The sequence below is a fragment of the Arthrobacter sp. NPDC057388 genome, assembly GCF_042668165.1.
In the GTDB taxonomy this organism is placed as follows: domain Bacteria; phylum Actinomycetota; class Actinomycetes; order Actinomycetales; family Micrococcaceae; genus Arthrobacter.
Genome location: NZ_JBHVBL010000030.1, coordinates 19,514 through 31,853, shown reverse-complemented (window position 1 = coordinate 31,853; position 12,340 = coordinate 19,514). Strand labels below are relative to the sequence as shown.

11 protein-coding genes are annotated in these 12,340 nt (G+C 63.3%); 10 read left to right on the top strand and 1 reads right to left on the bottom strand.

Annotated features, from left to right (window positions below):
- Positions 1–52: 52 nt before the first annotated feature.
- On the bottom strand, positions 53–1,141 hold the full coding sequence (locus ACFUTU_RS14515; protein ID WP_377965424.1) for a LacI family DNA-binding transcriptional regulator: 1,089 nt from the start codon (positions 1,139–1,141) through the stop codon (positions 53–55).
- 212 nt (positions 1,142–1,353) lie between these two features.
- Between ACFUTU_RS14515 and ACFUTU_RS14510 the strand changes: the two genes are divergently transcribed.
- The 10 genes from ACFUTU_RS14510 (at position 1,354) to ACFUTU_RS14465 (ending at position 12,308) form a co-directional block, all read left to right on the top strand.
- Positions 1,354–1,836: a hypothetical protein gene (locus ACFUTU_RS14510; RefSeq protein WP_377965422.1), complete on the top strand. Its 483-nt coding sequence runs from the start codon at positions 1,354–1,356 to the stop codon at positions 1,834–1,836.
- A 41-nt stretch (positions 1,837–1,877) separates the two neighbouring features.
- The gene (locus ACFUTU_RS14505; RefSeq protein ID WP_377965420.1) at positions 1,878–3,038 is read left to right on the top strand and encodes a substrate-binding domain-containing protein; all 1,161 of its coding nucleotides are present in this window, start codon (positions 1,878–1,880) and stop codon (positions 3,036–3,038) included.
- A gap of 55 nt (positions 3,039–3,093) precedes the next feature.
- Positions 3,094–4,602 (top strand): sugar ABC transporter ATP-binding protein, encoded by a 1,509-nt coding sequence (locus ACFUTU_RS14500; RefSeq protein WP_377965418.1) that lies wholly within the window; start codon positions 3,094–3,096, stop codon positions 4,600–4,602.
- Positions 4,603–4,605: 3 nt separating this feature from the next.
- Positions 4,606–5,592 carry an ABC transporter permease gene (locus tag ACFUTU_RS14495; RefSeq protein WP_377965416.1) on the top strand — a complete coding sequence of 329 codons (987 nt, stop codon included), beginning with the start codon at positions 4,606–4,608 and terminating at the stop codon, positions 5,590–5,592.
- A gap of 5 nt (positions 5,593–5,597) precedes the next feature.
- The gene (locus ACFUTU_RS14490; RefSeq protein ID WP_377965414.1) at positions 5,598–6,749 is read left to right on the top strand and encodes a Gfo/Idh/MocA family protein; all 1,152 of its coding nucleotides are present in this window, start codon (positions 5,598–5,600) and stop codon (positions 6,747–6,749) included.
- Positions 6,749–7,564: a sugar phosphate isomerase/epimerase family protein gene (locus ACFUTU_RS14485; RefSeq protein ID WP_377965412.1), complete on the top strand. Its 816-nt coding sequence runs from the start codon at positions 6,749–6,751 to the stop codon at positions 7,562–7,564. Before ACFUTU_RS14490 ends, ACFUTU_RS14485 begins: the two co-directional genes overlap by 1 nt.
- A 68-nt stretch (positions 7,565–7,632) precedes the next feature.
- Complete coding sequence (locus ACFUTU_RS14480) at positions 7,633–8,805, top strand: Gfo/Idh/MocA family protein (RefSeq protein WP_377965410.1); 1,173 nt, start codon at positions 7,633–7,635, stop codon at positions 8,803–8,805.
- A 72-nt stretch (positions 8,806–8,877) separates the two neighbouring features.
- Positions 8,878–9,201: a putative quinol monooxygenase gene (locus tag ACFUTU_RS14475; protein ID WP_377965408.1), complete on the top strand. Its 324-nt coding sequence runs from the start codon at positions 8,878–8,880 to the stop codon at positions 9,199–9,201.
- Positions 9,202–9,229: 28 nt separating this feature from the next.
- A complete protein-coding gene (locus ACFUTU_RS14470) occupies positions 9,230–10,231 on the top strand; it encodes a sugar phosphate isomerase/epimerase family protein (RefSeq protein ID WP_377965406.1) in 1,002 nt (333 codons plus the stop codon).
- Between the two features lie 163 nt (positions 10,232–10,394).
- A complete protein-coding gene (locus ACFUTU_RS14465; protein ID WP_377965404.1) occupies positions 10,395–12,308 on the top strand; it encodes a helix-turn-helix domain-containing protein in 1,914 nt (637 codons plus the stop codon).
- Positions 12,309–12,340: the final 32 nt, after the last annotated feature.

Below are 12,340 nucleotides of genomic sequence, written 5' to 3'. Positions count from 1 at the left end.
TGGTTCCGGACCGGGTCTTCAGTGAAGTACCCCCGCCTCGGCTCGCTGGGCGTCACCCGTCTTTTGGTGCCCGTTCCTTGCGGGGTGTGGCGCGGGTGGAGCTGTTGCGTACGACAAGGGTCGGTGGGATCGGTGTCCGGTCCACCTCCCGCCCCTCCATCGCGCCGATCAGCACTTCCATACTCATAAGCGCCAACGCGGTGAAGTCCTGCCGCACAGTGGTCAGGGGCGGCAGGAAATAGTCTGAACCTTCGATATCGTCGAAGCCGACGATACTCACGTCGTCCGGGACCCGGACGCCGTTCTCGGCGAACGCGCGTATGAGACCGAGCGCGGTGTGGTCGCTGGCGGCGAATATAGCCTGGGGAATCTTGTCCTCGCGGACCAACTGGAGGCCCGTTTCGTAGGCCCAGCGTGGGCTCCAGTCCCCCTCAAGACAGAGCCCCGGTGAAAGCCCGGCATCGCGCAGCGCGGCCTCCCAGCCCCGCTTGCGGACCCGTCCATCGAACCAGTCCATGGAGCCCGCGACGTGGGCGATGTCCGTGTGGCCGAGGTCGATGAGATGTTGGGTGGCAAGCCGTGCACCGAGCTCCTGGTTTTCAGAGTATGTGAAGACGTTGGGAGACGATGACGCTCCTGCGGCAATCATTTCCACCGGCACCCGGCATGAGGCGTTCCAAACAGCTGACGCCATATCAACCACAGGCGCGACGACGATGATTCCCCCGGCGCCCGTGTCATCGAGGGTGTCAAGCGCCGCTTGTACCGATTCGTCGTAAGGCTTCTCGGCACTGATGACAGTTGTGGCATAGCCCTTCTTGCGGGCAATGTTTTCGAGGGCCATCAGGGTCCCGACGGGGCCGAACCGGGGGGAGCCGTCAGTGACAATCCCAATGGAAGTCGACCGATTAGTGACCAGCGCGGTCGCTGCCCTGTTTCGGCGGTACCCAATGTCCTGGATGACCTGCAAGACGCGCTGACGGGTTGCGGCACTGACATCCGGCGCATTGTTGAGGACCCGTGAGACCGTCCCGAACGAGACTCCGGCGACTTGGGCCACATCATTAATGGTCGGCTTCCGAGGCAACGAGGTTTCCGGGCGCCGTCCATTCGCCCGGCGCGGGATTGCAGCGTCTGCCATGCTCTCTCCTGTCTCGCGCAGCCCCGCTCCATGCCGGAAGGAACTTATGTGCGTCCTAATCCTACGGTGGCACATGCCACCTGCTGCCTTCCTGCTGCGCTGATGTGAAGTTTGACACTCCCCACCGTAAACGCTTACGATCACTTCCGTAAACGTTCACGGACGCTCGTTAGCGTTTACGAAACTAGGGATTCAATGAGGAAGGAGCGGATATGCCTGGCACCGTTGCAGATGCACTTGCGCTCGATTCCCGTTTCAGGCTTCGAAATGTTCACCGGGCGCAGTCGGCAAATCTGGCATTGCTCCTCACGGACGAAGCAGTCGATGATCTCGCCGTCGCTGTCCGAACCTTCGTCGCCGCTGGCTCCTCGGCCGTTGTCTGCATCTTCGAGGACAACGTCCTATGGGCCAGCATGATCATCACCGTTGACGAATCGGGCGGAGCCGCATCGGTTTCCACGATGGGCGGCCCGGTCGCCCAAGCTGGCGGTGACATGGCCAAGGCGGCAGCCGAGGCAGTGAACTGGGTCCAGGCCCACTTCGGGCCGTGTTCCCTTGGCTTCTTTGTCGACAGAGAGCATGCGCAGGCACTCCTGCGTGCTTCAGACAAGGCGAGGTCTGTCCGCGCCGCCTCAGCCGCCGGTGCGCTCGTCCTGTCGCCGGTTCCCCCGGCCCTGGCCGTAGCCCTCGCCTGATCCAACCCAACCATCCATCCACCTCAAAGCACTGGAGAACAATGATGATCCGCAGGCTTCCCCTTGTGGCCGTGGCCGCAGCCCTGTCACTTTCTGTCGCTTCCTGCAGCAGTTCGGCAACGACCACGTCAAACGCTCCTGACGCAGGAGTTTCCGAGAAGGCACAACAGGCCCTGGACAAGATCACGGGCCAGGTCCTGAGCAAGGGGCCCGATGGTGAGACGCCCTCGGCGGCGTCCGCAGCAGATCTGACGCCCGAACAAATTGAGAAGATCAAGTCGCTCAATGCCACCGCCGCCATCGTGATGCACTACGGCGGCAATGACTGGGCCACCGCCCAGACCAACGGACTCAAAAGCGAATTCGCAAAGCTCGGCATCAAAGTCATCGCCACAACCGACGCGAACTTCAAGCCTGACAAGCAGGTCTCCGACCTCGAGACCGTGATGACGCAGAAGCCAGACATCATCGTCTCCATCCCCACCGACCCTGTGGCCACCGCCGGCGCATACAAGAAGGCTGCAGCCGCCGGAACCAAGCTCGTCTTCATGGACAACATTCCCCAGGGACTGACCGCCGGCCGGGATTACGTTTCCGTCGTTTCCGCCGACAACTACGGCAACGGCGTCGTCTCCGCCCACCAGATGGCGAAGGCCATTGGCGGCAAGGGCAAGATCGGGCTTGTCTTCCATCAGGCTGACTTCTTCGTCACCAAACAGCGCTACGAGGGCTTCAAGGCGACCATCACCAAGGAGTACCCCGAGATCCAGATCGTTGAGGAAAAGGGCATCGCAGGCCCCGACTTCGCTGGTGACTCACAGGCGGCCGCGAATGCAATGCTGAGCAAGCACGCCGACCTGAAGGGCATTTGGGCTGTCTGGGACGTTCCCGCCGAGGGCGTCATGGCTGCTGCCCGTGCCGCGGGACGGCAGGACCTTAAGATCGCAACTGAGGATCTGGGCAAGAACGTTGCCATCGCCCTGGCCAAAGACCAGCTCGTCGTGGGCCTCGGGGCCCAGGTTCCGTTCGACCAGGGAGTAACCGAGGCTCGGCTTGCCGCAGGCGCACTCATCGGTAAGAAGGCACCGGCCTACGTGGCACTGAGCGCCCTGCCGGTTGACCACTCCAACGTCCTGGACGCCTGGAAGCAGGTCTATCACGAGGATGCTCCGAAGGACATCCAGGACTCCTACAAGAAGTAGCCAGACCTGACGGTGCAGGGGACTCCATCCCCTGCACCGTCCTGAAAGGGCAACAATGAACACCGCAGACAATGTCGTCGAGATGCGCTCAATTTCCAAGGGCTTCAACGGCGTTTCAGTTCTCAAGGACGTCGGTTTCGACGTCCGGAAGGGCGAGGTCCACGCCCTCGCGGGAGGCAACGGCGCCGGCAAGTCCACCCTCATGAAAATCCTTCAGGGCGTGTACCAGGCAGACGCCGGCGAGATCATGATTGGTGGCAACCCGACTGTCATTAACTCGATCCACGATGCGAAGGCTGCCGGCATCGGCATGGTTTTCCAGGAGTTCAGCCTCGTACCGAGCCTGACTGTCGCTCAAAATATCTTCCTCTCAGCTGAACCGCTCGGCGCCGGCGGCCTGATCGACGACCGCACCTCGGTGCGGCGGGCCAGGGAGCTCTTCGCGGAGATGGAGGTGGACGTCGACCCCCAGGCCGAGGTCTCCCGGCTCGGCACGGCCTACTGGCAGCTGACCGAGATCGCCAAGGCGCTCTCGCAGAACGCCCAGGTGCTGATCATGGACGAACCCACGGCGAGCCTTGCCCGTCACGAGTCGGAAGCGCTCTTCGAGCTGATTGACCGGCTCAAGCAGCGCGGCATCTCGATCATCTACATCTCTCACCGCATGGACGAGGTCTACCGGCTCGCCGACCGGATCACCATCCTCCGGGATGGCCGCCGGCTCCTCACCGAGCCGCTGACCGCTGTGACCCCCGAGCAGATCGTGGAGGGCATTGTCGGTAAGAAAATTGAGGGTCAGCTTGCCTACCGCGAGCGGGACCACGTCGCTCACGAGGGAGCGCCGCTGCTTGAGGTCCGCGGACTTAATGCCGGGCCACGGGTCAGGGAAGTCTCTTTCTCGCTCCGGCCCGGGGAAATCCTGGGATTGGCCGGCCTTATGGGCAGTGGCCGGACCGAACTCGCGCGGACTCTTTTCGGTATCGACCGCCGGGACAGCGGCGACATCCTGATCCGTGGAGAGAAAGTTAGCCTGAACTCACCACAACACGCCATCGATGCCGGGATAGCACTCATCCCGGAGGACCGGCGGGCGCAAGGACTTGTACTGGACCACTCCGTCCGGGACAACCTGCTTTTGCCCTTGCTGGGCCAGATCAAGCGCGGGCCGCTTCTTGACTCCACCAAAGGCAAGGACCTGTCCTCGTCGCTGATCAAAAAGTTCGCCGTCAAGGTCGCCCACCCCCACCGGCCGGTGCGCCTGTTATCAGGGGGCAACCAGCAAAAGGTTGTCATTGCCAAGTGGCTGGGCACAGACCCGGACATCCTGATTCTGGATGAACCGACTGCCGGCGTCGACATCGGCACGAAGAGCGAAATTTTGGACATGATCCGTGAGCTGGCCAGCGCCGGCAAAGCCGTCATCGTCATCTCTTCCGAGTACCCCGAACTACTCGCGGTCAGTGACCGCGTCCTCGTCCTGAAGGACGGCTCCGTCATCCGTGACATCCCCCGCAGCGACATCGCTGATGAGGAATATCTTCAACTTGCAGTCCAGGGAGTTTGAACAGTGAGCAAGGCAAACACCATCGCGCCCCGGGACACCGTGGCACCCCGCAACTTCGGCACCGTGCTGAAAGAACTCGACTGGCGACGCTATGTCATCTATATCGGCTTCGTCGTCGTCTTCCTCTTTTTCGCCGTTCTGCTGCGTGACCAGGGCTTCCTGTCACCGCAAAACCTGCTGAACATCTTCCGGCAGACCGCCACCATCACCGTCATCGCCGTCGGCATGACTTACGTCATCTCATGCGCCGAAATCGACCTGAGCGTCGGGTCGGTTGCCGGCCTGTCCAGCGTCTGCACCGCTATGGCCCTTTCCCAGTGGGGCCTGATCCCGGGCATCCTTGCCGGACTGGCCGTCGGACTCGTGGTCGGCTCCATCAACGGCGCCCTGGTCAGCCTCCTCGGCATCCCCTCCTTCCTGGTGACACTCGGCATGCTCGGCATAGCCGTTGGTGTGGCCCAGTGGATCACCGCCTCCGCCCCGCAGCCGATTCTGAATGACACGTTCAATATGCTGTTCGGATCCGGCGACTTCGGTCCCGTGCCGGGCCTGGTCGTCTGGAGTGCCATCTTCGTCGCCATCGGCGCCGTTGTTCTGAACCGCACCCGGTTTGGCCGGCAGGTACTGGCCACCGGCGGCAACCGGAACGCCGCAGAGTTCACCGGGATCAACACCAAGCGCATCAAATTCCAGGTACTGCTGATCTCGGGCGTGGTCGCGAGCGTCGCCGGCATGCTGTACGCCGGCCGTCTCCAGTCGGGCCGATTCCAGTGGGGAGCGGGCGACGAACTCTCCGCCATCGCCGCCGTCATCCTGGGTGGAACAAGCCTCTTCGGCGGATTCGGCTCCATCGTCGGAACTCTCTTCGGGGCCCTGCTGATTGGCCTGATTAACAACGGACTGATCCTGGCTGGCCTCGACAGCAGCCAGCAGCAGGTGGTCCGCGGCGCAATCATCATCCTTGCCGTCGCCCTCGCCCGGAAGAAGTAAGGACCGTGACCTCCACGCCACGAGCCGGGATCATCGGCACAGGATTCATGGGCGCCGTCCACTCCCGGGCGGTGCGCGCGGCAGGAAACACCATCAGCGCAGTCGCCGGACGCAGCCAAGCTTCCGCTGAGGCGGCAGCAGCCACGTTCGGCGCCCGGACCGCAGCCGAGTCGCCCGAGGCACTGATCGCGCGCGACGATGTGGACGTCGTCCACATCTGCACTCCGAACGCCACCCACGCCGACCTCGCACGCAAGGCCATCGCAGCAGGCAAAGCCGTCATTTGCGAAAAGCCCCTCGCTACCAGCATCGAGGACGCCAACGACCTGACCTGCCTCGCCGAGCAGGCAGGCGTCGTCGCGGCCGTGCCTTTTGTCTACCGGTTCTATCCAGCCGTCCGCGAGGCACGCGACCGTATTACCAGCGGCGAGGCGGGCCGCCTCTGGCTGCTGCACGGCTCCTATCTGCAGGACTGGCTGGCGGGCGAAGACGAGACCATCTGGCGGGTCGACTCGAAGCTCGGAGGCGCATCCAGGGCCTTCGGAGACATCGGCGTCCACTGGTGTGACCTGATGGAGTTCACCACAGGACACCAAATCACCAGGATCATGGCAAAGACGAGCCGGGCCTATGAGCAGCGCGAAACCGGTGGAACGCTGTCCTCCGTGGCCACCGAGGACGGGGCAACGCTCCTGTTCGAGACCGACAAGGGAGCCACCGGCTCGCTGGTGGTCAGCCAAGTCAGTCCGGGGAGAAAGAACCGCCTGTGGTTCTCCTTCGATGGAACAGAAGCGTCGTTCAGCTTCAACCAGGAGCGGCCGGACACGCTGCACATTGGACGCACCGATTCCAGTTCCAATATCCCCGTGGGTCCGCAGACCCTCTCCTCTCCAGGTGGCCGGCGCTACGCGATCCTCCCACCGGGCCACCCCCAGGGATACCAGGACAGCTTCAACGCTTTCGTCGCAGACACCTACGCAGCTGTCCAGGGGCAGGCACCCGACGGCCTGCCCACGTTCCGCGACGGGCTCCGGGCAGCACTGCTGACCGACGCACTCGTCACCTCCGCAGCACAAGAGTCGTGGCAGGACGTCCGCGGCACCGACAACCCCCTGGAATTACTTAAAGCTTCCTCCGCATCTGAAAGGCAGAAGTAATGAAACTTGGTTACTGTTCCATCACTTGGGGCGGCGTCGTTGGCCACCCGCAAGGCGTAACGAGCGTCAAGGACCTCTTTTACATGACCCACGGCTCCATGAGGGACGCCGTCAAGGACATCGCGTCTGTCGGCTACGAAGGTGTTGAGATGTTCGACGGCAACCTTGCGGAGTACGCGGAAAAGCCCGAGGAACTCAAAGAGATCCTGAGCAGTTCAGGAGTCGCACTGACAAGTGTGTATACCGGAGCGAACTTCATCTACGCCGATATCCTCCCTGACGAAATGCACCGGATCCACCGGGCCGCCGAGTTGGCCGCCAGCTTCGGAGCGGAACGGCTCGTGGTCGGCGGTGGAGCACGGCGCGCGGCCGGAACCACAGACGACGACTACCGACGTCTGGGTGAAGCCCTGGACAGCGTAACTGACGTCGCGGAAAAATTCGGCCTGTCGGCAAGCTACCATCCGCACCTGAGCACCATCGTCGAGAGCCCGGAGGAGCTGGACCGGCTCATGCCGCTCACCCGGATCGGTTTTTGCCCGGACACGGCCCATCTCGCTGCCGGCGGAGCGGATCCGGCTGCCATCATCCGGAAGTATCCCGACAGGATCCAGCATGTCCACCTCAAGGACTTCCAGAAGGACCCTTTTAATTTCCTGCCCCTTGGGCAGGGGGAACTCGACTTCCCGGACATCATCGCCGCGATCCGCGAAAGCGGATACGACAGCTGGCTGATGGTCGAACTCGACAACTACGACGGCGACCCGCGAGCCGCCGCCGAAATCAGCAAGAAGTACATCGAGACACTCCTCTGACCCTATTTGACCCCACGGGAAGCCACATGGAGGCACCACCCGTATATTCCGAAAGGAACAAGATTCACATGCAGAACCTCAACGTCGGGCTCATCGGAGCCGGCTTCATGGGCAAGGCCCACTCCCTGGCCTACGCCGCCATGCCCATGTTCTTCTGGCCGGCACCGGCACTGCCGGTCCGGAAAGTCATCGCTGAAGCGAACGAGGACCTCGCGGCTGAAGCGGCCCGCCGCTTCGGCTTCGAAAATTCCACCTCGGACTGGCGCACCATTATCGACGACCCTGACATCCACGTCGTAGATATCGCCACGCCGAACCACCTTCACGCCGAAATCGCCATCGCCGCGGCAGAAGCAGGCAAGCACATCATCTGCGAAAAGCCTCTTGCCCGCACGGGCGAGGAATCAAAGGCAATGTACGACGCAGTCAAAGACAAGAACATTGTCCACATGGTTGCCTTCAACTACCGCCGGACCCCAGCAGTCGCCCTTGCAAAGAAATACATCGAAGAAGGCGCCATCGGCCGTGTCCTGAGCTTCCGTGGAACCTACCTCCAGGACTGGAGCGCAGACCCGAACTCCCCGCTTTCCTGGCGCTTCCAGAAGTCCATTGCGGGTTCCGGTGCCCTCGGTGACATCGCAACACACGTCATCGACATGGCACGCTACCTCGTCGGCGAGTTCAGCGCCGTCAATGCCGTTCTCTCCACTTGGATCCCGGAACGGCCGCTGCAGACAGGCGGGGCCGACGCACTCGGCAACGTCCGGGGCGGGGAGGGCCCCAAGGGCCAGGTCGACGTCGATGATGAAGTCATGACCATGATCCGCTTCGCCAACGGGGCCGTAGGATCCCTTGAAGCGACCCGCAACGCCCACGGCAGGAACAACTACATCACCTTCGAAATCCACGGAACCGAAGGCAGCATCGTCTTCAACTACGAACGGCGCGACGAACTGCAGGTGTCCTTCGCCTCCGACCAGGCCGACCGCCGCGGATTCCGCACTGTCTACACCGGGCCGGCCCACCCGTACGGAGAAGGACTCTGGCCCATTCCTGCCCTCGGCATCGGCTACGGCGAAACCAAGATCATCGAGGCCCACGACTTCTTCAAAGCCATCGCAGAAGGCGGCAGCGTAAGCCCCAACTTCGCAGACGGCTACCAGGTCGCCCTGATCGACGACGCCATCGTGGAATCGGCTGCCAAAGAAGCATGGGTCGAGGTCCCGCAGATCAACAGCTGACCCGACCAACGCGGGAGGGACGGCCCTAAGCCGTCCCTCCCGCACATTCACAGGACCATCCAAGGACGGAAAATGCCCAACACCCTCCCAGCCCCGCAGAACACCGCAGAAGTCTGGCTGATGCCGGTCTTCATCGCCAAAGCGTGGCATGAAACCGATCTTCAGGAAGCACTTAGTGCTCTTCAGGCGGAAAGCCGCAAAGATCCAGGCTGTCTCGAGTACACCGTCTTCTCCGACGACCAGAGGCCCGGTACGTTCGTCCTCATCGAGGGATGGGCTCGTCAGGAAGACCTCAAGGCCCATAACGAGGAAGCCCACGTCAAGGACTTCGTAAAGGGCGTGGAGCCCCTCTTGGCCGTACCGTTCTCCGTAACTCCCTTTACTCCCCTGCCCTGACCTTCGACACCCTGCAAAAGGACGCCACATGCCCCGCCCGTACACCCTGTTCACCGGCCAGTGGGCCGACCTGCCCTTCGAGGAAGTCGCCAGGCTCGCCTCCGGGTGGGGCTATGACGGCCTGGAAATCGCCGTCTCCGGCGACCACCTGGACGCCTGGCGCTGGGACGAACCCGGCTACGTCGACTCCAAACTCGAAATCCTGGACAAATACAACCTCAAGGTCTGGGCCATCTCCAACCACCTCAAAGGCCAGGCCGTGTGCGATGACCCCATCGACTTCCGCCACGAAGCCATCGTCGGGACCCGGGTCTGGGGCGACGGCAACCCCGAAGGCGTCCGCACCCGCGCCGCCGAAGAAATGAAAAACACCGCCCGCCTGGCCAAAGCATTGGGTGTGGACACCGTCGTCGGGTTCACCGGCTCCTCCATCTGGCAATACGTCGCCATGTTCCCGCCCGTCCCGGAAAAAGTCATCGACGCCGGCTACCAGGACTTCGCCGACCGCTGGAACCCCATCCTGGACGTCTTCGACGAACACGGCGTCCGCTTCGCCCACGAAGTCCACCCCAGCGAGATCGCCTACGACTACTGGACCACCGTCCGCACCCTCGAAGCCATCGGCCACCGCGAAGCCTTCGGCCTGAACTGGGACCCCTCCCACATGATGTGGCAGGGCATCGACCCCGTCTCCTTCATCTGGGACTTCAAAGACCGGATCTACCACGTCGACTGCAAAGACACCAAGCTCCGCCCCACCGGCCGGAACACCGTCCTCGGCTCCCACCTGCCCTGGGGCGACCCCCGCCGCGGCTGGGACTTCGTCTCCGCCGGCCGCGGCGACGTCCCCTGGGAAGCCTCCTTCCGCGCCCTCACCGCGATCGGCTACACCGGCCCCATCTCGATCGAGTGGGAAGACGCCGGCATGGACCGCCTCCACGGCGCCCCCGAAGCCCTCAACGCCCTCAAAAAATACGACTTCCCCGCCTCCCAAACCTCCTTCGACGCAGCCTTCAGCACCAAGGACTGATACCTCCGTGCCAGTACACACTCCGGAAAGGTGTACGGCAGCCTTCAGCCCTGCCTGGTGCCGGCGGCTTACGTACTAGGCGGGGGCGGCTACCATGGGCCCTATGGGTGCACACGAGAGTCCGCCCGTCCGTGAAAGTGCCGGTCCCGTCGATGGGATTGCCTTGGGGCAGCTCCTGTCGCTCCTGGTCGAGGGCGTTTCTGCTGAGGATCTGGAAACACACCTGGCGGGACTGCAGGCGAAGAGCCAGATAGATCCGGCGACGACAGCAGCTGCACGCAGCCTCAATGCCAGGCTTTGGGAAGCGGGCAGGCGTGAAGGCCTGCTTCGGGTTTTGTATGACACGGCCACCGATTTGACGGGTATCCGCGATGTCGAGGCTGTCCTGAAAGCCATTGTGCGGAGGACCCGCTCCCTCATCGGCAGCGACATCGCCTACCTGAGCCTGAATGACTACGCGACCGGCGAGTCCTACATACGGGTGACCGACGGTGCCGCGACGGCGCTGTTCCGCAACATCCGGATGCCCCTCGGGGAGGGCGTCCTCGGCGCGGTGGCTACCGGAGAGGCGCCAGCACAGAGCGCTGACTACCTGATGGATAACACCAAGTCACACCTTGAGTCGAGTGATGCTGCCGTCGCTGCCGAGGGCGTCAAAGCCATCATGGGCGTCCCGTTGCGGGTCGAAGGCAAGGTGATCGGTGCGCTCCTGGTGGCCGACCGGCATGCACACAGCTTCAGCAGTGACGACGTCGCTCTCATGGAATCCATCGGCACCCATGCCGCGGTTGCCCTCGAAAACGCCCGCCACTTCACCGAAATGGCTGATGCCCTCGCCCGGCTCGACCAGGCCCAGCGCCAGAACCTTGCGCACGTGAGGGCGCTGGAGGAGCTTTCGTCACTTGACCAGCGGCTGATGGAAACCCTCGCTTCCACTGATAGCCTTCACGGCCTCCTGCGGCTGCTGGCCGAATCCATGGACAGCGAGGTTTTCGTGGTCTCCCCGATGGGCGAACCGATGGCGGGGCCGGTGCCTGCTTTCGACTTCGGCAGCCCGGCGGCGTTGAGCGCCGCCGAGATGTCAGCGGCGCGGACGCTGCCCGTGGCCTTCAATGTCAATGGACGCGCCTACACCGTGATGTCCGCCGTTGCCGGCGATCAGCATCTCGCGTCGCTGGTGGTTGCGGGGCATCTGACCCAAGACCGGAACGCCATACTTGAGCGCAGCGCCCTCGTGCTCAGCGCCGCGCTGCTTTTTGAGCGCACCTACCAGGACGCGCAGTACCGCCTGCAACTGGAGCTCATCGATGAGCTCCTGAACCCCCGCCCTGAAAACATCGAAGCCCTGAAACGGCGGGCCAGCCGGTTCGGGCTCGCCGACAACCTCCAGCTCGTCGTCAGGGTTGTAGGAGTCAGGGACGACCAGCGGCAGCGCGCCCTGGCAGTGCTCAGGCGGCACACGGAAGGCCGTGCGGGAATCACGGCCCTGCACGAATCGCACCTGTGCATTATTGAGCCGTCAACCCACTTCGATGGCGAACAGGGACCCCCGGCAGTTGATCGGGGTGCCGATATCGGGCAGGCGATTGTCGATGCCCTCAAGCGGCAGCGCATCGAGGCCAGCGTCGGCTCATCGGATACAGTGACGGGCTTCTCCCGGCTCCCGGCGGCCCACGCAGAGGCCCACTCCGTGCTGGGTGCACTGCAGGCACTGGCACGGCATGGTGAGGCGGCGAACAAAGCTGCCCTGGGCACTGCGGGGATGCTCCTCGGCGCCATGGAGAGCCCGTTTGCCGCCCAACTGTTGGCGGCCCAGCTCGGCCCGCTTCTGGACTACGACAGTCGTCGCGGGACACATCTGGTCCCGACCGCGTGGACCTTCCTTGAGAATGATGCCTCTCTCGCTGCCTCGGCCAAGGCCCTGCATATCCATAGCAACACGTTGCGACAGCGGCTGGACCGGATCGACACCCTGCTCGGCGAAGGCTGGCGGCGGGGAGGACGTTCCCTGGACGTCCATGTCGCCTTGCGGCTGTGGCGGCTGCAATCACTGGGAGTGGGCAGGCGCACCCCCTGACAGCGGGCTGACAGCGGGCGCCGGCGCTAACA

What these genes read in the sequence shown, in the direction of transcription:
- ACFUTU_RS14480 (WP_377965410.1), top strand. Translation starts at nt 7,633, where the DNA reads ATGCAGAACCTCAACGTCGGGCTCATCGGAGCCGGCTTCATGGGCAAG.
- ACFUTU_RS14485 (WP_377965412.1), top strand. Translation starts at nt 6,749, where the DNA reads ATGAAACTTGGTTACTGTTCCATCACTTGGGGCGGCGTCGTTGGCCAC.
- ACFUTU_RS14475 (WP_377965408.1), top strand. Translation starts at nt 8,878, where the DNA reads ATGCCCAACACCCTCCCAGCCCCGCAGAACACCGCAGAAGTCTGGCTG.
- ACFUTU_RS14470 (WP_377965406.1), top strand. Translation starts at nt 9,230, where the DNA reads ATGCCCCGCCCGTACACCCTGTTCACCGGCCAGTGGGCCGACCTGCCC.
- ACFUTU_RS14505 (WP_377965420.1), top strand. Translation starts at nt 1,878, where the DNA reads ATGATGATCCGCAGGCTTCCCCTTGTGGCCGTGGCCGCAGCCCTGTCA.
- ACFUTU_RS14500 (WP_377965418.1), top strand. Translation starts at nt 3,094, where the DNA reads ATGAACACCGCAGACAATGTCGTCGAGATGCGCTCAATTTCCAAGGGC.
- ACFUTU_RS14510 (WP_377965422.1), top strand. Translation starts at nt 1,354, where the DNA reads ATGCCTGGCACCGTTGCAGATGCACTTGCGCTCGATTCCCGTTTCAGG.
- ACFUTU_RS14515 (WP_377965424.1), bottom strand. Translation starts at nt 1,141, where the DNA reads ATGGCAGACGCTGCAATCCCGCGCCGGGCGAATGGACGGCGCCCGGAA.